Below are 21,168 nucleotides of genomic sequence, written 5' to 3' on the forward strand. Positions count from 1 at the left end.
GACCCACCCACCCCGTCGGGTTCCTGGTGTACCGATACGGGTTCAGCCCACCGGCCAGCTTGACCGGATCCGGCGTCAGATAACGACCGATGTCCGGATGGTAGTAGCGATGCCGATTGTAGTGCAGGCCGCTTTCGACGTCGAAGTATTGCCCCTGAAACCGTAGCGGCTGTTCGAACCGTTCGCCGTCGCCGTGGCTTACTTCGCGGAGTTTTCCGTGGGCGGTGTATTTCGCCGACCAGACGATGGCGCCACCGTAGCTGGTCAGTTCCTGCGGGGTGCCGAGGTGGTCGAGTTGGTAGTAGAACGGGCAGACGTCTGCCCGGCCCTTGCCGTCGAGCAGCGCCAGCGGGCGGAAGCTGCCGGGTTCGTAAACGTAACTGCGGTAGTGCCGGGGAGCGCTTTCGGCGATGAGCTGGTCACCTTGCCAGAAGAGTTGCATTGTCTGGCCGTCGACGGTTTTGCGGATGCGCCGGCCGAAGGCGTCGTAGCGGTAGCTGACACTTTTACCGTCCGGGCTGCTGACGCCAATCAGGCGGTGCTGGCTGTCGTAAGAGTATTCTGTGACCTGGGTCGGCGTACCGCGGCGTTCACGGATCAGGTTGCCGAAGGCGTCGTAGTCATAGTGACTGTCGTAGCGGCGGCACAGGCGATTGCCCTTTAGCACGCACGGACCTGGGCAGCCCTGGATCAGCAGGTTGCCGGCCGGGTCATGGGTGAAGTTCTCCGCGAACTGGTCGCGGGTGTGGCGTACGCCGGTCAGGCGGTCGAGCGCATCGTATTGATAGTGGCGTTGGCCCTGACGGCTGTCGGCAATCTGCAGGAGATTGCCCTTTGCGCTGTAGGCATACTCGCGGCGGTACAGGGGTCGTTGCTTTTGGCTGACGGCATGGACTTGCAAACGACCTTGCTCGTCGTAGGCGTAATCGCTGAGCAGCAGGCCCTGTTGGCGTTGCTGTTCGCGCCCGCCGACAAAACGGTGGCTGGTCAGGCGCGTGCCGTTGAGATCGATGGCAGTCAGGGCGCCCCCTTTGGCGTGGTGGTAAGCAAGGACACAGCCGTCCGGCAGGCGCAGGCGCTTGAGCCGCCCGCAGGCGTCGTAGCCGTAACGCAGAGTAGCCCAGCCCTGATGCTCGGTGATCAGCCGGTCCTGGCGGTCGTATTCGAACGCCAGCGGATGGTCCTGGCCGTCGTCGACGCTGACCAGCCGCCCGAAGTCGTCGTAGTGGTACTCGACCTTGACCCCGTCGGGCAGGGTCTTGAGCAATAAGCGCCCGGCACTGTCGCGTTGGTACTGCGTGACGAGTTGCGAACCGTCGTCGCCGAGCTCGGTTTTCTCCATCAACTGGCCATTACCGTCATACGCATAGCTGGTACGACGGCCATCGAAGCCGGTTTCCTGTCGGATCAATCCGCCCGGCGTGTAGTCCAGTCGATAGGTGTCGCCGACTTCATTTTCGATCTCGGTGAGCAACAGTTGCGCATGGTCGTAGCTGTACTTCAGTGCGCTGCCGTCGGGGTTGATCCGACGGCTGACCAGGTGCAGATCGTCGGCGAATTCGTAACGGGTTACCCGTCCCAGTTCGTCGGTTTCGGCGGTGACCTGGCCGTAGGCGTTGTAGCGATAGGCACGGCAGGCACCGGTGGGCAGCGTGGTCCTGGTCAGTCGACCCACGGTGTCCCACTCATAGCCGGTGATGGCACCGTGTTCGTCCTGCCGGGTAATCCGCCGGCCCAGCACATCGTAGGAAAAAGTGTGCTGGGCACCGTCTGGCAAGGTCTCCTCCAACAGTTGCCCCAAGGCGCTCCAGACAAACCGGTGACCGCTCTGGTCGGGGAATCGAATTGTCAGCAAGCGCCCCTGCGGGTCGTAGAAATTGCGGGTGATCTGTCCGTCGGGATCGGTGACGGCAGTGATGTCGCCCTGGGCATTGCGCTGACAGGTCCATGTCGCCTGACCACGGCTGAGGGTGTGCAGGAAACCGTGGCGATAGTCACAGGACATGGGCGCCTCATCGGGCGCAAGCTGCGCGACCAACAGGCCGACTTCGTCATACTGGTATTCGGTGACAGCACCGAGGGCGTCCTGCTCGGCGATCAGGCGGCCCTGATCGTCGTAGGCCTTGTGCAGCTCACCGCCGTCGGGCCCGACCTGGCGCACCAATCGTGCGCGATCGTCATGAACGTAAGACTCTTCGCTACCGTCGGCGTAGTTCACTGTCACGCAGCCTTGATCGTCCCAGGCGTAACGCGCCTCCAATTGCGTAAACGAGGCCCAATGATGGATGCAGCGGGCTGCCTTGCCGGAACGTTCCCACGCCCAGAAAAAACTCGCGCCGCCGGCCAGTTGCCGTTGCAGGATGACGTGCTGCTCGTCGTAGTCATAGCGCTCGCTTTCACCCGCGGCGTTGGTTGCCTCGATCAAGCGCTGGCGGGCGTCGTAGCGGTAGCTGACCAGTGTCTGTTCGGTGCTCCAGGTGTTCGCCTCGGGGTCGCCGCGCTGAAGCACCTGATAGTCGACGGCCACCAGATGCTTGAAGTCGTAACGCAGCAATAAGGCGCGGTCGGCGCCGTTGTCCAGGCGCTGGATCCGGTCACAGCGGTCCCGCTGCACCGTCAGGCGGTTGCCGTAGGCGTCGCTGATCGCGCTGAGCCGGCCGTCATGAAAGTGGTAGAACCGCGCGCGGTCGCCGGCCAGGGCAAGGATCAGTTCGTCCGGCTTCTTGCCGAGGTAAATCGCCGCTCGCGACAGGCTGTTGTGGATCACCGGGCGCTCCGCCGTCGGGCGTGGAAACGGCGTGCGGCGGTTTTCGGGATCGATCCACAGCACTTGCTCGCCGTGGAATTCCAGGTGCTGGGACAGCGAATGGCTCCAGCCAAAACCGAGGCCGCTATCGATTTCGACGGCGCTGGTGCGATAGAGGCGGGTGAAGTAGAAGGGCAGGATCCCGTCGAGGGTACCGTCGGTGAAGGGCAGCAGTCCTTCGCCGGTTACCATCGACACCGGGCCGTTGTGAGCGGTGGTTCGCTCGACGGTGTCGGCGCTGTCGCCATTGGGGTTTTTCGCCTGTCTGGAGGCGTCCTCGTGGCGTTCTTGCCTACCGGAGCGAAGTGTCAGGGAGCCGCTGGCGGGGCATGCCAATACCTCTTGGGGATCGAACATCTGCTGTCTTTCGCTTGGCGGAGTGTGGAGCGCGAAACTCTGCGGGGGATCGGCGAGGAAAGAAGTCGGGAAAGGTGGCGCTTGCTGTAGGGCGATTCGCTAAATCGTGGAGGGCCATTCGGCGTCGATCGGGATTTCATCATTGCCCTGAACCGGCGGGGCTCGCTATGCTGCTGAATCCTTTAATCCATGGGGCATCGGCCGTACCTGAACTGCCCGGGATGCCTTAGAAAACGGATCAGATGCGATGAATGCACCACTGAAAGCATTCGGCCCGATCAAGGCCGTGATTTTCGATATGGACGGCTTGTTGCTGGATACAGAGGGCATCTACACCGAAGTCACGTCCATCATTGCCGCGCGTTACGGCCGGACGTTCGACTGGAGCATCAAACAGAACATCATTGGCCGGGGCGCGGGCGATCTGGCGCGCTATGTGGTTGAAGCGCTGGACCTGCCGATTACGGCGCAAGAGTTCCTGGTGATCCGCGAGCCGCTGATGCGCGAGCGTTTTCCTACAGCGCAGGCAATGCCCGGTGCACAGGAACTGGTACGGCATCTGAAGGCCAACAACATTCCCATTGCCGTGGGAACCAGTTCCTCGAGCCAGTCGTTTGGCCAGAAAACCACCTTGCACCGCGACTGGTTCGCCTTGTTCGACTTTATCGTCACCGCCGATGACCCCGAAGTGGGCGCGGCCAAACCGGCACCGGATATTTTCCTGACGGCGGCGCGGCGCCTGGGTGTTGCACCCGAAGATTGCCTGGTGTTCGAGGATTCGCCCTTTGGTGTCACTGCGGCGAAGGCGGCAGGGATGACGGCGATTGCGATTCCGGATGCGGCAATGGCCGACGCAAAGTACGCACATGCCGATGGCATTCTTCGTACGTTGAAGGCGTTTGAGCCGGGCGCATTTGGTTTGCCGGCGCTGGAATGGGCCTAGCTAAAAAGACGGGCCGACACTGGCAAATGTGGGAGCGAGCCTGCTCGCGAAAGCGGTGTTTCAGACAACATCAACGTGTCTGATACTCCCTCTTCGCGAGCAGGCTCGCTCCCACAGTTATTGTAGTTGGCTGACACGCGTCAGGCGCCGAAACCACCGTCGATGGTCAGGCTGGCCCCAGTGATATAGCCCGCTTCAGGGCTGGCAAGGTAAGCAACGAAGCTGGCGATTTCTTCGGCCTTGCCATAACGGCCCACGGCCATCAACGGGATCAGGCTTTCTGCAAAGTCACCGTGGGCCGGGTTCATGTCGGTGTCGACCGGGCCCGGTTGCACGTTATTGATGGTGATGCCTTGCGGGCCGAGATCACGGGCCAGGCCTTTGGTCAGGCCGACCAGCGCCGACTTGCTCATGGCGTACGGGCCACCACCGGCGAAGGGCATGCGGTCGGCGTTGGTGCTGCCGATATTGATGATACGACCGCCTTCGGTCATGTGCCGGGCTGCGGCCTGGGTGGCGATGAACACGCTGCGTACGTTGATGGCCAGGGTCTGGTCGAAGTCTTCGAGTTTGAACTCGGCCAGCGGTGCGACCGCCAGTACGCCGGCATTGTTGACCAGGATATCCAGGCGACCGAAGGCTTCTACCGTGGCGGACACAGCACTGCGGATCGCGTCGGCGTCGGCGCTGTCGGCCTTGATGGCCAGGGCCTTGCCGCCCTTGGCGGTGATGCTGTCTTGCAGTTCTTCGGCCTTGGCCGTGGAGCTGACGTAAGTGAAGGCAACGGTCGCGCCTTCAGCAGCCAGGCGCTTGACGATGGCTGCGCCGATACCGCGAGAACCACCTTGAATCAATGCCACTTTGCCGCTGAGGTTCTGAGTAGTCATGTCGATCTCCAAGTCCCGAGGCGAGATGTCCCGGTTGATGGAGCCTAGTATCGATTCAGGATTACCTGCTGTGTAGACCATAATTACGATAGTCTGTGTAAACCAAAAGTTTATAGTGGCGCCTATGGAAACCTTCAGCAGTATCGAATGCTTTGTGCGCAGTGCCGAGGTCGGCAGCTTTGCTGAAGCGGCGCGACGCCTGAGCCTGACACCGGCGGCGGTGGGCAAGAGTGTTGCCAAGCTCGAGGCGCGCCTGGGCGTCAGATTGTTCCAGCGCAGCACTCGCAGCCTGACGCTGACGGAGGCCGGTCAGTTGTTTCTCGGCGAAGTCAGCGGCAGCCTGCACACGATCCAGAATGCCGTGGCCAATCTTGCCAGCGCCGGAGGGCAGCCGGCGGGCACCCTGAAAGTCAGTATGGGGACGGTATTTGGCTGCCTGTACATTGTGCCGATGTTCGGCGAGTTTCTGCGGCGATTCCCGGCGATAAACCCGGACTGGCACTTCGACAACCGCCAGGTCGATCTGATCGGGCAAGGTTTCGACGCGGCAATCGGCGGCGGCTTTGAATTGCCCCAGGGCGTGGTGGCGCGCCGGCTGAGTCCCGCGCATCGGGTGTTGGTGGCTACGAAGGACTATCTGGAGACACATGCGGCAATCAGCGAGCCGGATGACCTCAAGCACCATGACGGGATTCTGATTCGCTCACCGCAGACCGGTCGGGTGCGCTCCTGGCAGTTGACCCATCGCAATCAGCAACACAGCCCGTTGACGCTCAAGGCGAGGATGACCATGAGCGATTCCGAGGCCGCCTGCGCCACGGCCGCGCAGGGTCTGGGCATTGCGCTGGTGAGCATGCCGTTTGCCTCGGGTTATCTGGAGTCGGGAAGGTTGCAGCGGGTGTTGCCGGACTGGTACATCGATGACGGCTATACCTCCATCTATTACGCCGAACACAAACTGCTGCCCGGCAAGACCCGGGCGTTTGTCGAATTCGTCATTGAGCAGTTTGCCGAGCGGGGATTGGGGCAGAGGTTCAGTGCCATTTGAGGCAGGCTCAAGACCGAGGCGAGGCCATCGCGGGCAAGCCACGCTCCCACAGGTTTTGCGTCGTACACCTTACCGTCATACGACGTAGATCCTGTGGGAGCGTGGCTTGCCCGCGATGAACGATAACGCGGCCTACCGGGCAAACCGCGCCGGCCAGCCAATGATGTTTTTCGGCCGCGGCGTCGCATAAGTCCGCACCTTCGACGTCGACAACCCCAGCCGCACCAGCGACTCGGCAATAGTCACCGCCGCCGTCACCCCATCCACCACCGGTACCCCGGTGCGCCGGCGAATCTGATCGTCCAGCCCGGCCATGCCGCCGCAGCCCAGGCAAATCACTTCGGCCTTGTCCTGGCTCACCGCCAGTTCGGCCTGATGCACGATGGCCTCCAGTGCGCGCTGCGGTTCGTGCTCCAGCTCCAGCACTGCCAAACCACTGGCCCGTACCGAGGCGCAACGGTCCCACAGGCCGGAGAGCTTGAGGCGATCTTCGATCAGCGGCACGGTGCGGTCGAGGGTGGTGACCACGGAATAGGCGTGACCGAGAAACATCGCCGTGCTGGCGGCGGCATCGGTGATGTCCACCACCGGCACATTGAGCAGTTCCTGCAGGCCTTCACGGCCGTGTTCGCCGTAGCCGGCCTGGATCACTGCGTCGAACGGCTGGTCATAGGACATCACCCGGTCCATGACCGCGATGGCCGCCAGGTAACTCTCGAAATTGCCTTCAATGGAGTCGGCGCCGAAGTGCGGGGTGAGGCCGACGATTTCCGTGCCGGGCGACGCGACGGCCTGCGCCGAGCGGGCGATGGCCTGGGTGATGGATTCGGTGGTGTTGACATTGACCACGAGAATGCGCATGGGAAGTCCTTATTGCAGTTGGTTCTGCGGCCCGACAACGCCGGGCCGCGACAGGATCAGTGGCTGGCGTTGTCGACCGCGATGGCTTCGCCGCTGACATCGGCGTAGTGCGGTTGGCGCTTGGCGATGATCAGGTAGAGCATCCCGGCGATGCCAGCACCAATCAGCCAGGAGAACGGCGATACGCTGTGGAACCCCGGTACCAGGGCCAGGACGATGGCGATCAGGGCGGCGGGAATGAACGCCGCCACGGCGCGCAAATTGACCCCGCGGCTGTAGTAATACGCGCCGTTCGGGTCTTCGCTGTACAACTGCGGCACGTTGACCTGGCCTTTTCGAACCAGCCAGTAGTCGACCATGATCACCCCGTACAACGGGCCGAGCAGGGCACCGAGGCCGGACAGGAAATACACGATCACCAGCGGACTGTTGTAGAGGTTCCACGGCAGGATCAGCACGGCGATGGTCGCGCTGATCAGCCCGGCGCGGCGGAAGGTCAGGTACTTGGGCGCCAGATTGCTGAGTACGAACGCCGGGGCGACGAAATTGGCCATGATGTTCACCGCCACGGTGACGATCAGGAACGCCAGGCAGCCGAGCACCAGGAAGAAGGTGTTGGGGATCGAGGCGATGATTTCGGTCGGGCTTTCGATGATCCGGCCATTGATCTGAAATTGCGCGCCGCACAGCAGGACCGTGATGCTGGCGAACACCAGGATGTTCACCGGCAAGCCCCAGAAATTTCCGACCTTGATGGTCTTGCGGCACGGCGAAGAGCGGGCGAAGTCGCAGAAGTTGAGGATCAAGGTGCCGTAGATCGCCAGCCACAACGCGCCACCGGCAAAGATGTTGCGCCACATCTCACCGCCAGTCAGCGGCTCACGGATCGACCAGGCAATCGTCGCATCGGCCTGGGTGTACATCCACGCGGCGAGGGCGGCGACGGTCAGCAGAATCACCGGGCCGGCAAACGCCTCGTAGCGCCGCACCATCTCCATGCCATAGGCAAGGATCGCCAGTTGCACGAACCAGATCACGACGAAACACACCCAGCCCAGGGTCGACAGGCCGAGGATCGAGTCGTGATCGTAGTCGGCGAACCCGGGATGGACCGCCGTCAACAGCACGCGAAAGACCACGGACGCCAGGTACGTCTGAATGCCGAACCAGGCGATGGCGATAACGGCGCGGATCAATGCAGGAATCTGCGCACCGTGAATGCCGAAACTGATCCGGCTGATGACCGGAAACGGCACTCCGGTTTTCTGGCCCATGTAGCCAGACAAGTTCATGAAGAAGTAGACCAGTGCCGCGCCGATCCCCAGGGACAACAGGATCTGCCAGCCACCCAGGCCAAGGGCATACAGGCCGATGGCAAACGAGTAGTTGGCAATGTTGTGCACATCGTTGGTCCACAGGGCAAAGATGCTGTAGCGGCCCCAGCGCCGGCCTTCGGACTTGGTCGGTGCCAGGTCCTTGTTGTGCAATCGGGGGCTGAGTACCACGGGGGCGTGATGCGCCTGATTGTCGGCGGTGTGGGTGGATTGGGAGGAGGGTAGATCCAGCGCGATGTTGTTATTGGAGAGACTAGTACGCATTCCGGCAGGCTCCTGATGCTCGACGCCGCGATGACTGTGCATGAGCGTTGGCTCGACAAATCTTCGTCGCGGGTGGCGAATATCATTGGTTACGGGGCATCTGCAGCCTGTACGGGATAGGGCGCTTCAGGCTTGCGGATCTAAAGTGTGTGTATGTTTTGATTTGATTGTATACAAAACATGCATGCACTTAAGCCAGATCCATGCCAGTCGCGATTCTATAAAAATCAGTGCTCATTTCGTTTTGTTATCGGTAACGGATAACTGACTGAAAAATAGAAAATATAAATTGACCGATTGAACAGGTATTTATTTTTGGAGAGGGAGATGAAGGCGAGATGATGAGAAAGGAGATGTAACTTTTTGGGGCGCTGAAACTAAAAGTGCACACACAAATGGCACCGATGGTGACATTCGTGTGTACACATTTTTTGTGGGCTCCCACAGGGGGGATTTCACAAGGCTTGGGATCAGGCTTTCGACTTGCTGATGATATTCCCCGCATGCAGCCCGCATTCCTTCTGCGTCGCTTCTTCCCACCACCAGCGGCCTTCACGCTCGTGCTGGTTCGGCAGTACCGGGCGGGTGCAGGGTTCGCAGCCAATGCTGATGAAACCGCGTTCGTGCAGGCTGTTGTACGGCAGTTCCAGCATGCGGATGTAGCCCCAGATCTCTTCGCTGGTCATTTGCGCCAGCGGGTTGAACTTGTACAGGGTGCGTTCCGGGGTGGAGAACGCGGTGTCGATTTCCATCACCGCGACGGCGCTGCGAGTACCGGGGCTCTGGTCCCGACGCTGGCCGGTGGCCCAGGCCGTCACGCTGGACAGTTTGCGGCGCAGCGGTTCGATCTTGCGGATGCCGCAGCATTCGCCATGGCCGTCCTTGTAGAAGCTGAACAGGCCTTTTTCCTTCACGAACGGTTCGAGTTTGGTGTAGTCCGGCGACACCAGTTCGATGTCGATCTTGTAGTGCTCACGCACCTGATCGATGAAACGATACGTCTCGGGGTGCAAGCGGCCGGTGTCGAGGCTGAACACCTTGACGTTCTTGTTCAGCTTCCAGGCCATGTCCACCAGCACCACATCCTCGGCGCCGCTGAAAGATATCCACAGGTCATCGCCGAACTCGGCAAAAGCGAGTTTCAGAATGTCCTGGGCGGATTTGTTGGCATAGGTCGTGGCGAGTTCCACGACGTCGAACGTTGGGCTCATCAGGGCGGCTTCCTACAGGTCGGTGGCGCTGGGCGCTCTATATAGGGTCGATGGTAACAAAAAGCTGCACGGGCCGGGGCATCCTCTGCGTTGCGCAGGCAGGCCCGAGTCGCTAGAGTTCGGCAGTCTTTTTGCTCGCTCGACTCAATAATCAATACAAATGGGAGTGTCTTGTGGAAATTGCCTGTCTGGATCTTGAAGGTGTATTGGTTCCGGAAATCTGGATCGCCTTCGCCGAAAAAACCGGGATCGAATCCCTCAGGGCCACCACCCGGGACATTCCCGACTACGACGTGCTGATGAAGCAGCGCCTGCGGATCCTCGACGAGCACGGCCTGAAGCTCTCCGACATTCAGGAAGTGATCGCCACGCTCAAGCCGCTGGACGGCGCCATCGAGTTCGTCGACTGGCTGCGCGAGCGTTTCCAGGTGGTGATCCTGTCGGACACCTTCTATGAGTTCTCCCAGCCGCTGATGCGCCAACTGGGCTTCCCGACCTTGCTCTGCCATCGTCTGATTACTGACGACACTGGGCGAGTCACTGACTATCAACTGCGTCAGAAAGATCCCAAGCGTCAGTCAGTCCTGGCCTTCAAGAGCCTCTACTACCGGGTGATCGCGGCGGGGGATTCCTACAATGACACCACGATGTTGGGCGAGGCCGATGCCGGGATTCTGTTCCATGCGCCGGATAACGTGATTGCGCAGTTCCCGCAGTTCCCGGCGGTGCACACGTTTGAAGAGCTGAAGCAGGAGTTCATCAAGGCTTCGAACCGCACTTTGAGCCTGTAAGTACATTTCCTGTCGGAGCGAGCTTGCTCGCGATGGTCGTCAACGATAACGCGGCAAGCCTGACACCCCGCAGCGTTTTCAGGTTCATCGCGAGCAAGCTCGCTCCTACAGGGACGGGTTCGGTGTCAGAGGTTTTGCAAGGTTTCGAGCAACACCTTCACCTTGGTGATCGACTCCTGATACTCAGCCTGCCATTCCGAGTCCGCGACAATCCCGCCACCACCCCAGCAGCACACCTGCCCGTCCTTGACCAGCAGACTGCGAATGGCGATGGAGCTGTCCATCTCGCCGCGCACGTCCAGGTAGATCAATGAACCGCAATACAGTCCGCGCCGGGTCGGTTCCAGCTCATCGATGATCTGCATGGCGCGAATCTTTGGCGCGCCGGTAATCGAGCCGCCGGGGAAGCTGCCGGCGATCAGGTCCAGGGCATCGCGGTCATCCGCCAGTTCACCGGTGACGCTGCTCACCAGGTGGTGCACGTTCGGATAGCTTTCCAGGCTGAACAGTTCCGGCACCCGTACCGAGCCGGTGCGGCAGGTGCGACCGAGGTCATTGCGCAGCAGATCGACAATCATCAGGTTTTCCGCGCGGTCCTTGGGGCTGGCCAGCAGTTCGGCGGCGTTCGCAGCGTCTTGCTCAGGCGTCAGGCCCCGCGGGCGAGTGCCCTTGATCGGGCGGGTTTCCACATGGCCCTGGCTGACTTTGACGAAGCGTTCCGGCGACAGGCTGAGTACGGCATCGCCGTCAGGCAGGCTCTGGAAACCGGAAAAAGGCGTCGGGCACGCTGCGCGCAGCGCGCAGTAAGCGGCCCACGAATCACCCTGGCAGGGTGCGCGAAAGCGTTGGGCGAAATTGACCTGATAACAGTCGCCGGCCTGAATGTACTGCTGGATGCGCTCGATGGCCTGTTGATACTCATCGGCGCTCAACTCGGCAGTCATCGGGGTGAGCAGTTTGAAGGGCGCGACCACTCCCGGCGCAGATTGGCTGAACAGATCGATCAGGCGCTGACGCTCGCTGTCGGGCAGGGTCGGGTGGAACACCAATTGACTGGTCAGCGAAAGGTGATCGCTGATCAATGCCCAGTTGTACAAACCGAAACGTGCGTCAGGCAGCTGCAGGTCGTCACGGGCCTGGCTCGGCAGGCGCTCCAGATGTCGGCCGAAGTCGTAACTCAGGTAGCCGATCAATCCACCGGCAAACGGCAACTCATAAGGTGCTGGCAGGGTGGCTTCGCCCAGGCGTGTCAGGTTATCGCGCAGGCGTTGCAGGAAGGCGTCGCCACTTTCGTCGGGCGATACCGTCAGTTGTTCCAGCGGCCAGGCGCTGAGCAGGTCATAGCGGCCGCGGTCGGCGCTGGGGCGGCCACTGTCGAGCAGCACGGCGCCAGGGGCATGGCGAATCGCCGCGAAATATTCGGCGGGGTTGGCGCGATAGGGCAGCGGGTGTACGGAGCAGGTCAACATGGGCGGGGGAAGTCAGCCATCGAGGCGGGGTGGCGATTGTAGTCCTCTGCAGGACTTGGTCCTAGAGGGATGTCGGAAAGATGCATGTTGATAACGGCCGAAATAAAACTCTGTGGCGAGGGAGCTTGCTCCCGCTCGTCTGCGCAGCAGACGCATGATCCAGCTGGCACACATGGGAGAAGGGGGGGCTGCTGCGCACCCCAGCGGGAGCAAGCTCCCTCGCCACAAAAGATCAGCCTTCGACCGCAGGAATATGTCCAAACATCTCCTGTACAAACGCCACGCGCTCTTCGACCGATTCAGTCACGCCACGAGCCTTGAGGTCTTCCAGCCGCGCCTCGACCGCATGAGTACGCAACGTCAGCCCGCAATCGTTGGCAATCTGGATATTCAGCCCCGGCCGGGCGTTGAGTTCCAGAATCAGCGGGCCTTTTTCCTGGTCCAGGACCATGTCGACACCGATGTAGCCCAAGCCGCACAACTCATAACAACCAGCGGCGAGTTTCATGAAACCGTCCCAGTAGGGCAGTTGCACGCCATCCACTGCGTTCGTGGTGTCCGGGTGTTTGTTGATGATGTTGTTCAGCCAGGTGCCGCGCAGGGTGAGGCCGGTGGCCAGGTCCACGCCGACACCGATGGCGCCCTGGTGCAGGTTGGCCTTGCCGTTGGACTGGCGCGTCGGCAAGCGCAACATGGCCATCACCGGGTAGCCCATCAAAACAATGATGCGAATGTCCGGCACGCCTTCGTAACTGATGCTCTTGAAGATCTGGTCCGGGATCACGCGGTATTCGATCAGCGCCCGGTCGCGGTGCCCGCCCAGGGAGTACAGGCCGGTCAGGATGCTGGAAATCTGATGCTCGATTTCTTCATGGCTGATGATCCGGCCGGACACCGTGCGATAACGCCCTTCAAAGCGGTCGGCGATGACCAGGATGCCATCGCCGCCAGCGCCCTGGGCCGGTTTGATCACGAAGTCGCTGCGCCCGCCGATGATCTCTTCGAGATTGTCGATTTCCTTCTCGGTGGAGATCACGCCATACAACTCGGGCACGTGGATGCCGGCGGCGATGGCGCGTTCCTTGGTGATGATCTTGTCATCGACGATCGGGTACAGGCTGCGCTTGTTGTACTTGAGCACGTAGTCTGCGTTGCGTCGATTGATCCCCATGATGCCCCGAGCTTCCAGGGCCTTCCAGGTCTTCCAGAAGCCGAACATCACGCATCAGCCTTTTTCAGGAAGGCCTTGAAACGCACGAGTTCGGTCAGGCGATAACCGCGATAACGACCCATGGCCAGCATGAAACCCACCAGGATCAGCAGGATCGCCGGGAACGTGAACACGAAGTACACCAGTTCCGGCACGGTCATGATCAGGTGCGCCAGAGACGCGGCGAACAGCGTACCGATGGCCACTTTCATGGCATGGCCACCGCCGCGCTCTTCCCAGGTGATCGACAGGCGTTCGATGGTCATGGTCAGGATCACCATCGGGAACAGCGCCACCGACAAGCCGCGTTCCAGGCCGAGTTTATGGCTGAACAGGCTGATCGCCGCAATCAGCACCACCACGAACGTCAGCACCACCGACAGCCTCGGCAGCATTTGCAGTTTCAGGTGTTCAAGGTAGGAGCGCAGCGACAGGCCCAGCGCCGTGATGATGGTAAACAGCATGATACCGAAGCCGAGCTGGGTTTCGCGGAAGGCCAGGGCGATCAGCACCGGGGTGAAGGTGCCCAGGGTCTGGATGCCGATCAGGTTGCGCAGGATCAGGATCACCAGCACGCCGATCGGGATCATCACCATGATCATGAAGGTCTGCTGGGTTTGCAGCGGCAGGCCGTACAGCGAATATTCGAGGAAGTTGGCGTCGGTGTTTTCGTCGGTCAGCTTGGCCAGGCGAATGGCGTTCATTTCGCTGTTGTTCAGGCTGAAGGTCACATTGGCTTTCTTGCCGCCATCGACGGTGATCAGGTTTTCGTCGCCGGTCCACCACAGCAGGCGATCGGTCGGCAGGCCCTGTTCACCGGTTTCCGGGTTGAAGTACATCCAGTCGGTGCCATTGAAACTGCGCAGCCACAGTTCCGGCATTTGCGGCTGGTCGGCCACCAGGCGGATGGTGTGGACCTTCTCGATCGGCACGTGGGCGATGGACAGCAGCAACTCGACGATTTTCGCCTTGTGCGCGGCGGATGGATCACCGGCCAGCAGCAGTTTCACGTTGTCGTCGTTGAGGTTGTTGACCCGCTTGATGGCTTCGCCGACGAAGGTCTCGACGTCGGCCGAGTGTTGGCGAATCGGTGCGAGCAGGGCTTCGGCGGCGATTTTTTCCGGGCCCTCGATGGTCATGCTGTCGCGAAAGGTCGGGCCTTTGATCTTGGCTTTCTCGCCGGAATAACGCTTGGTCAGCACCAGGCGGTAATACAGCGTCTGGTTGCCTTTGGCCCGGCGTGCCGACCAGGTGACCTTGCGGTTGCCGTCGACCCGGTTCACGGCCACGCCGTAGTTATTGGAGATAAAGCTCTCGTTGAGGCTGACGAAGTCGCGGCTCAGCGGAGGCACGAACATCTGAATCTTGACCGGGTCCTTGGCACTGGCGACGAACTCGACCTTGGCGTCGATGTTCCACAGGTCGTCGGTGGCGTCTTCGGTCACCGGGATGCCCAGCACGAAGATCTGATAGGCCGTAACTGAAATGCCCAGCACCACCAGGATGGCGATCAGCAGTTTCAGGTGAAGGGTAAGAGAGCGCATTTGAATTACTCGGCGGTATGAGCGTCGGTGGTGCAGGCAGGTTTGCCGGCAGCATATTTAAGGCTGGGGTCAACCAGTGCATCGAAGCGCTTGAGTGCTTCGGAGCCAATCAGGAGCGGATATTGGAACGCGCTGCGGTCGGTCAGGTTCACTTCGATGCTGCGCAGGGCCGAGCCCATGCAGATGTCCAGTTCGATCACCGGGCGGGCGGTGTACTTCTTGCCTTCCTCCGGGTCGTAGTCGCCGGCCCGGCGCTTGATCTTGCTGACACGGGCCAGCGGGCGTTCGATCGGGTGCGAATGGGCGGCGTCGATGGCCAGGTAAAAGCGCACCCACGACTCGCCGTTGCGTTTGAAACGTTTGATGTCCCGGGCACTCAGGGAAGCGGTTTTCGCTCCGGTGTCGAGTTTGGCCGCCACTTCCAGATCGATGCCATTGAGCGATGCGTACTCATTGAGGCCATACACGGTCTTTTCCCCGGCCATTGCGAAGCCGGGCAGGCAAAGGAAATAAAGGAAGGTGGGGAAGGGCTTGAGTCTCATAAATCCTGGTGCGCAGCGGTCCGACTTGATTCAAGGCCCTGGCATCGCTGCGCAAGCTCCCTCGTATGCCTGGCAGGGTTTTATGACAGGCAGTGCAGATGTGACAAACAAATGCGGGCGGCATTCTAGCACGGTGGTTTGATGGCGCCAGCGCTGGCCGGTGGCTATAACCTTAGGGGGTTGCTTCGTTATGGTGCAGCCGGTTATCAGAAGATTGTCGACAATATCTATTTATCCTTTGACTGATGCGCCTCTATTCGTTAGTTTTTACGGCATTGGCTTACAAGGTGTCGACAATATGCTGGATCAACTCGATCCCCCGGTTTCTACGCAAGACGATACGGAGACGCTTTCCGAGAACGTCTTCCGGCGCATTCAGGCGGCTATCGTCAAAGGCGATATCGCGCCGGGCAGCAAAATCTCCGAACCGGAACTGGCGCGCACCTACGGCATCAGCCGCGGCCCGTTGCGCGAGGCCATCCACCGTCTGGAAGGCCAGCGCCTGCTGGTTCGTGTGCCGCATGTCGGCGCACGGGTGGTGTCGCTCAACCACGCCGAACTGATTGAGCTATACGAAATCCGCGAATCCCTGGAAGGCATGGCCTGTCGCCTGGCCGCCGAGCGCATGAGCCTCGAAGAAATCGACGAACTGCGTCGGGTCCTGGAAACCCACGAGCGCGATGAGGCGTTTCAGGCCGGGAGAGGCTACTACCAGCAGGAAGGCGATTTCGACTTCCATTACCGAATCATCCAGGGCAGCGGCAACCGCACGCTGACCCAAATGCTCTGCGGCGAGCTGTATCAACTGGTGCGCATGTACCGCATCCAGTTTTCCACCACGCCCAATCGCCCGCACCAGGCGTTTGCCGAGCACCACCGAATTCTCGATGCCATCGCCGACCGTGACGGTGAACTGGCCGAGTTGTTGATGCGCCGTCACATCGGCGCCTCCAAACGCAACATCGCCCGTCATTACCAAGACGGCGCTAACCCGACAGCCAAACGAGGTGAGTCATGAGTTTGAACAAGAGCACTCCAGGCCAGCGTTTCCGCGATGCGGTCGCCAGCGAGCATCCATTGCAAGTGGTCGGCGCGATCAACGCCAACCATGCGCTGCTGGCCAAGCGCGCCGGTTTCAAGGCGATCTACCTGTCGGGTGGCGGGGTGGCTGCAGGCTCCCTCGGCGTGCCGGACCTGGGCATCACCGGCCTGGATGACGTTCTGACCGACGTGCGCCGTATCACCGATGTTTGCGACCTGCCACTGCTGGTGGACGTGGACACCGGTTTCGGTTCCTCGGCGTTCAACGTCGCTCGCACCGTCAAGTCGATGATCAAGTTTGGCGCCGCAGCGATTCACATCGAAGACCAGGTCGGCGCCAAGCGCTGCGGTCACCGTCCTAACAAGGAAATCGTGACCCAGCAGGAAATGGTCGACCGCATCAAGGCGGCCGTCGATGCGCGTACCGATGACAGCTTCGTGATCATGGCCCGTACCGACGCCCTGGCAGTGGAAGGCCTGGAGTCTGCCCTGGATCGCGCCGCCGCGTGCATCGAGGCCGGCGCCGACATGGTGTTCCCGGAAGCCATCACTGAACTTGAAATGTACAAGCTGTTCGCCAGCCGCGTGAAAGCGCCGATCCTGGCCAACATCACCGAGTTCGGCGCGACGCCGCTGTACACCACCGAGCAACTGGCCGCTGCCGACGTATCTCTGGTGCTGTACCCGCTGTCGGCTTTCCGGGCCATGAACAAGGCTGCGGAAAACGTCTACACCGCGATCCGTCGCGATGGCACGCAACAGAACGTCATCGACACCATGCAGACCCGCATGGAGCTTTACGATCGCATCGACTACCACACCTTCGAGCAGAAGCTCGATGCGTTGTTCGCCGCGAAAAAGTAAGTCGAATAACTCCCTAATAAATTCAAGAAATTGGAGGCAGAAATGGCCGAAGCAAAAGTACTCAGTGGCGCCGGGCTCCGTGGCCAGGTAGCCGGGCAAACCGCACTGTCCACCGTGGGTCAGTCGGGTGCCGGTCTGACCTATCGTGGTTATGACGTTCGTGAACTGGCGGCAGACGCTCAGTTCGAAGAAGTTGCCTACCTGTTGCTGTACGGCGAACTGCCGAGCAAGGCGCAACTGAATGCCTACATCACCAAACTGAGCAAGCTGCGTGACCTGCCGCAAGCACTGAAAGAAGTGCTGGAACGCATCCCTGCCGACGCCCATCCGATGGACGTGATGCGCACTGGCTGCTCGTTCCTGGGCAACCTGGAGCCGGAGAACAACTTCTCCGAGCAGCACGACAAGACCGACCGCCTGCTGGCCGCGTTCCCGGCGATCATGACCTACTGGTATCGCTTCAGCCACGAAGGCAAGCGCATCGATTGCGTGAGCGACGAGCAGTCCATCGGCGGCCATTTCCTGCACCTTCTGCACGGCAAGAAGCCGAGCGAGCTGCATGTCAAGGTGATGAACGTTTCGCTGATTCTCTACGCAGAGCACGAGTTCAACGCGTCGACCTTTACCGCCCGTGTCTGCGCATCGACCCTGTCCGACCTGTACTCGTGCATTACCGCAGCCATCGGTTCCCTGCGTGGCCCGCTGCACGGCGGCGCCAACGAAGCGGCGATGGAAATGATCGAGCGTTTCTCGTCGCCGGAAGATGCGATCAAGGGCACCCTCGGCATGCTCGAGCGCAAGGACAAGATCATGGGCTTCGGCCACGCGATCTATAAGGACAACGATCCGCGCAACGAGGTGATCAAGGGCTGGTCGAAAAAACTCGCTGACGAAGTGGGCGACAAGGTGTTGTTCCCTGTGTCCGAGGCCATCGACAAGACCATGTGGGAGCAGAAGAAACTGTTCCCGAACGCCGACTTCTACCATGCCTCGGCGTACCACTTCATGGGCATCCCGACCAAGTTGTTCACACCGATCTTCGTCTGCTCACGCCTGACCGGCTGGGCCGCCCACGTGTACGAACAACGTGCCAACAACCGCATCATCCGTCCAAGCGCCGAGTACACCGGCGTTGAACAGCGCAAGTTCGTACCAATCGAACAACGCTGAATGGTGGAGGTCGGCACCGGGATCTGAAATCAACGCAGATCCCTGTGGGAGCGAGCTTGCTCGCGATGACGGGCTGACATTCAACATCAATGTCGCCAGTTACATCGCTATCGCGAGCAAGCTCGCTCCCACAGTGGATTGTGTTCAATTCAAGTCTGGTGCCAGGCCCCACCTTTTGTAACTACCGTGACCGAGTCCTGACGATGAACACTGAATTCCGCAAATCGCTGCCCGGCAGCCACCTGGATTACTTCGACGTCCGCGCGGCAGTCGAGGCGATCCAGCCTGGCGCCTACGACACCCTGCCGTACACCTCCCGTGTGCTGGCGGAAAACCTTGTGCGTCGCTGCGACCCGGCCACGCTCACCGAATCCCTGAAGCAATTCATCGAACGCAAGCGCGACCTCGACTTCCCGTGGTTCCCGGCCCGCGTGGTGTGCCACGATATTCTCGGCCAGACCGCGCTGGTCGACCTCGCCGGCCTGCGTGACGCCATCGCCCTGCAAGGCGGTGACCCTGCGCAAGTCAACCCGGTGGTGCCGACGCAATTGATCGTCGACCACTCCCTGGCCGTCGAGCGCGGTGGTTTCGATCCAGAGGCGTTCGAGAAGAACCGCGCCATCGAAGACCGTCGCAACGAAGACCGTTTCCACTTCATCAACTGGACCAAGAAGGCGTTCAAGAACGTCGACGTGATCCCGCCGGGCAACGGCATCATGCACCAGATCAACCTGGAGAAAATGTCTCCGGTGATCCAGGTGCGTGACGGTGTGGCCTTCCCTGATACCTGCGTCGGCACCGACAGCCACACCCCGCACGTCGATGCGTTGGGCGTGATCGCCATCGGTGTCGGTGGCCTGGAAGCCGAGAGCGTGATGCTCGGCCGCGCATCGTGGATGCGTCTGCCGGAAAGCGTTGGCGTCGAACTGACTGGCAAGCTGCAGCCGGGCATCACCGCCACCGACATGGTGCTGGCGCTGACCGAGTTCCTGCGCAAGCAGAAAGTCGTTGGCGCGTGGCTGGAGTTCTTCGGTGAAGGCGCCTCGGCGCTGACCCTCGGCGACCGCGCAACCATCTCCAACATGGCCCCGGAATACGGCGCCACCGCGGCGATGTTCTACATCGATCAGCAGACCATCGACTACCTCAAGCTCACCGGCCGTGAAGACGAGCAAGTGCAGCTGGTGGAGAACTACGCCAAGCAGACCGGCCTGTGGGCTGACAGCCTCAAAGGCGCGCAATACGAGCGCGGCCTGACCTTCGACCTTTCCTCGGTCGTGCGCAACATGGCTGGCCCGAGCAACCCGCACGCTCGTGTAGCGGTTTCTGATTTGGCGGCCAAAGGCATCTCCGGCCACTGGGATGATGTGCCGGGTCAAATGCCGGACGGCGCGGTGATAATCGCCGCCATCACCAGCTGCACCAATACCAGCAACCCGCGTAACGTGATCGCCGCCGGCCTGCTGGCGCGCAACGCCAACAAGCTTGGCCTGACCCGCAAGCCATGGGTCAAGTCGTCCCTGGCACCGGGTTCGAAAACCGTCGCGCTGTACCTCGACGAAGCTGGCTTGACCGATGAGCTGGACAAACTTGGCTTCGGCGTCGTCGCCTTCGCCTGCACCACCTGCAACGGCATGTCCGGCGCACTGGATCCGGTGATCCAGCAAGAGATCATCGATCGCGACCTGTACGCCACTGCCGTGTTATCCGGTAACCGCAACTTCGACGGTCGGATTCACCCGTACGCCAAGCAGGCGTTCCTGGCGTCGCCGCCACTGGTGGTCGCTTACGCCATTGCCGGTACCATCCGTTTCGACATCGAAAAAGACGTGCTGGGCGTGGTCGACGGCAAGGAAATCCGCCTGAAAGACATCTGGCCGAGCGACGAAGAAATCGACTCGGTGGTGAAGTCCTCGGTGAAACCTGAGCAGTTCCGTCAGGTGTACATTCCGATGTTCGCCATCCACGAAGACACCGGCCCGAAAGTCGCGCCGCTGTACGACTGGCGTGAAATGAGCACCTACATCCGCCGTCCTCCGTACTGGGAAGGCGCGCTGGCCGGCGCTCGTCCGCTCAAGGGCATGCGCCCTCTGGCGGTACTGCCGGACAACATCACCACCGATCACCTGTCACCGTCCAACGCCATCATGCTCGACAGCGCCGCTGGCGAATACCTGGCGAAAATGGGCCTGCCGGAAGAGGACTTCAACTCTTACGCGACTCACCGTGGTGACCACCTGACCGCGCAGCGTGCGACGTTCGCCAACCCGAAACTGTTCAACGAAATGGTTCAGGAAGACGGCAAGGTCAAGCAAGGTTCGCTGGCCCGCGTCGAGCCGGAAGGCAAAGTAATGCGCATGTGGGAGGCCATCGAAACCTACATGGATCGCAAGCAGCCGCTGATCATCATCGCCGGCGCCGACTACGGTCAGGGTTCGTCCCGCGACTGGGCGGCCAAGGGCGTGCGCCTGGCGGGTGTGGAAGCGATTGCCGCCGAAGGTTTCGAGCGCATTCACCGCACCAACCTGGTGGGCATGGGTGTGTTGCCGATGGAATTCAAGCCGGGCACCAACCGCCACACCCTGGCCATCGACGGCAGCGAAACCTACGACGTGATTGGTGAGCGCACCCCGCGTGCCGAACTGACCCTGGTGATCCATCGCAAGAATGGCGAGCGCGTCGATGTGCCGGTGACCTGCCGCCTCGACACCGCCGAAGAAGTGTCGATCTACGAGGCCGGCGGCGTGTTGCAACGCTTCGCCCAGGACTTCCTCGAAGAATCGGCGGTCGCCGTCTAAAACGCTGCACAGGCATGGGACTTTGAGT

Annotated in this window: 16 protein-coding genes; 7 read left to right on the forward strand and 9 right to left on the reverse strand. The window is 60.9% G+C overall.

The features are described 5' to 3' along the window. Positions 1 to 3,163: RHS repeat-associated core domain-containing protein (locus KGB07_RS17355; protein ID WP_223466071.1), on the reverse strand; the 3,163-nt coding region annotated here is incomplete at its 3' end. Positions 3,164 to 3,410: 247 nt separating this feature from the next. On the opposite strand from KGB07_RS17355, the gene KGB07_RS17360 reads away from it, so the two are divergent. Further along, positions 3,411 to 4,106, forward strand: a complete 696-nt coding sequence (locus KGB07_RS17360) for an HAD-IA family hydrolase (protein ID WP_223466072.1) — start codon at positions 3,411 to 3,413, stop codon at positions 4,104 to 4,106. 140 nt (positions 4,107 to 4,246) lie between these two features. Here the strand turns inward: KGB07_RS17360 and KGB07_RS17365 are convergent, their stop codons facing one another. Then, the gene (locus tag KGB07_RS17365) at positions 4,247 to 4,993 is read right to left on the reverse strand and encodes a 3-oxoacyl-ACP reductase family protein (RefSeq protein WP_223466074.1); all 747 of its coding nucleotides are present in this window, start codon (positions 4,991 to 4,993) and stop codon (positions 4,247 to 4,249) included. 124 nt (positions 4,994 to 5,117) lie between these two features. On the opposite strand from KGB07_RS17365, the gene KGB07_RS17370 reads away from it, so the two are divergent. Next, positions 5,118 to 6,041 carry a LysR family transcriptional regulator gene (locus KGB07_RS17370; RefSeq protein ID WP_223466075.1) on the forward strand — a complete coding sequence of 308 codons (924 nt, stop codon included), beginning with the start codon at positions 5,118 to 5,120 and terminating at the stop codon, positions 6,039 to 6,041. A gap of 132 nt (positions 6,042 to 6,173) precedes the next feature. Here KGB07_RS17370 and KGB07_RS17375 read toward each other — a convergent pair whose 3' ends face one another. The 3 genes from KGB07_RS17375 to KGB07_RS17385 all read right to left on the reverse strand — a co-directional run bounded on the left by KGB07_RS17375 (position 6,174) and on the right by KGB07_RS17385 (position 9,711). After that, on the reverse strand, positions 6,174 to 6,902 hold the full coding sequence (locus tag KGB07_RS17375; protein WP_046042917.1) for an aspartate/glutamate racemase family protein: 729 nt from the start codon (positions 6,900 to 6,902) through the stop codon (positions 6,174 to 6,176). 56 nt (positions 6,903 to 6,958) lie between these two features. Beyond that, positions 6,959 to 8,500 (reverse strand): NCS1 family nucleobase:cation symporter-1, encoded by a 1,542-nt coding sequence (locus KGB07_RS17380; RefSeq protein ID WP_223466077.1) that lies wholly within the window; start codon positions 8,498 to 8,500, stop codon positions 6,959 to 6,961. A 470-nt stretch (positions 8,501 to 8,970) separates the two neighbouring features. Beyond that, on the reverse strand, positions 8,971 to 9,711 hold the full coding sequence (locus tag KGB07_RS17385) for a phosphoadenylyl-sulfate reductase (RefSeq protein WP_056721880.1): 741 nt from the start codon (positions 9,709 to 9,711) through the stop codon (positions 8,971 to 8,973). 173 nt (positions 9,712 to 9,884) lie between these two features. Here KGB07_RS17385 and thrH point away from each other — a divergent pair, with 173 nt between their 5' ends. Beyond that, positions 9,885 to 10,502 carry a bifunctional phosphoserine phosphatase/homoserine phosphotransferase ThrH gene (thrH, locus tag KGB07_RS17390; RefSeq protein WP_046042914.1) on the forward strand — a complete coding sequence of 206 codons (618 nt, stop codon included), beginning with the start codon at positions 9,885 to 9,887 and terminating at the stop codon, positions 10,500 to 10,502. 125 nt (positions 10,503 to 10,627) lie between these two features. On the opposite strand, the gene pabB is transcribed toward thrH, so the two are convergent. The 4 genes from pabB to KGB07_RS17410 form a co-directional block, all read right to left on the reverse strand. Next, a complete protein-coding gene (gene pabB / locus KGB07_RS17395; protein ID WP_046042913.1) occupies positions 10,628 to 11,971 on the reverse strand; it encodes an aminodeoxychorismate synthase component I in 1,344 nt (447 codons plus the stop codon). Positions 11,972 to 12,203: 232 nt separating this feature from the next. Next, positions 12,204 to 13,190: an alpha-L-glutamate ligase-like protein gene (locus tag KGB07_RS17400; RefSeq protein WP_046042910.1), complete on the reverse strand. Its 987-nt coding sequence runs from the start codon at positions 13,188 to 13,190 to the stop codon at positions 12,204 to 12,206. Continuing rightward, the gene (locus tag KGB07_RS17405) at positions 13,190 to 14,725 is read right to left on the reverse strand and encodes an inactive transglutaminase family protein (RefSeq protein WP_046042908.1); all 1,536 of its coding nucleotides are present in this window, start codon (positions 14,723 to 14,725) and stop codon (positions 13,190 to 13,192) included. Before KGB07_RS17405 ends, KGB07_RS17400 begins: the two co-directional genes overlap by 1 nt. Before the next feature lie 5 nt (positions 14,726 to 14,730). Continuing rightward, on the reverse strand, positions 14,731 to 15,267 hold the full coding sequence (locus KGB07_RS17410) for an ATP-dependent zinc protease (protein ID WP_046042906.1): 537 nt from the start codon (positions 15,265 to 15,267) through the stop codon (positions 14,731 to 14,733). A gap of 298 nt (positions 15,268 to 15,565) precedes the next feature. Between KGB07_RS17410 and KGB07_RS17415 the strand changes: the two genes are divergently transcribed. The 4 genes from KGB07_RS17415 to acnD all read left to right on the forward strand — a co-directional run bounded on the left by KGB07_RS17415 (position 15,566) and on the right by acnD (position 21,140). Then, positions 15,566 to 16,285, forward strand: a complete 720-nt coding sequence (locus tag KGB07_RS17415) for a GntR family transcriptional regulator (protein WP_008048579.1) — start codon at positions 15,566 to 15,568, stop codon at positions 16,283 to 16,285. Beyond that, a complete protein-coding gene (gene prpB / locus KGB07_RS17420) occupies positions 16,282 to 17,172 on the forward strand; it encodes a methylisocitrate lyase (RefSeq protein WP_008061726.1) in 891 nt (296 codons plus the stop codon). The genes KGB07_RS17415 and prpB overlap by 4 nt, the downstream gene beginning before the upstream one ends. A gap of 42 nt (positions 17,173 to 17,214) precedes the next feature. After that, positions 17,215 to 18,342 (forward strand): 2-methylcitrate synthase, encoded by a 1,128-nt coding sequence (prpC, locus tag KGB07_RS17425; RefSeq protein WP_046042905.1) that lies wholly within the window; start codon positions 17,215 to 17,217, stop codon positions 18,340 to 18,342. A 203-nt stretch (positions 18,343 to 18,545) separates the two neighbouring features. Further along, a complete protein-coding gene (acnD, locus tag KGB07_RS17430; RefSeq protein WP_046042904.1) occupies positions 18,546 to 21,140 on the forward strand; it encodes a Fe/S-dependent 2-methylisocitrate dehydratase AcnD in 2,595 nt (864 codons plus the stop codon). The last annotated feature ends 28 nt before the right edge of the window (positions 21,141 to 21,168 follow it).

Origin of the sequence: Pseudomonas sp. GL-RE-26, assembly GCF_019956275.1 — a bacterium.
Taxonomy (GTDB): Bacteria; Pseudomonadota; Gammaproteobacteria; order Pseudomonadales; family Pseudomonadaceae; genus Aquipseudomonas; species Aquipseudomonas grandcourensis.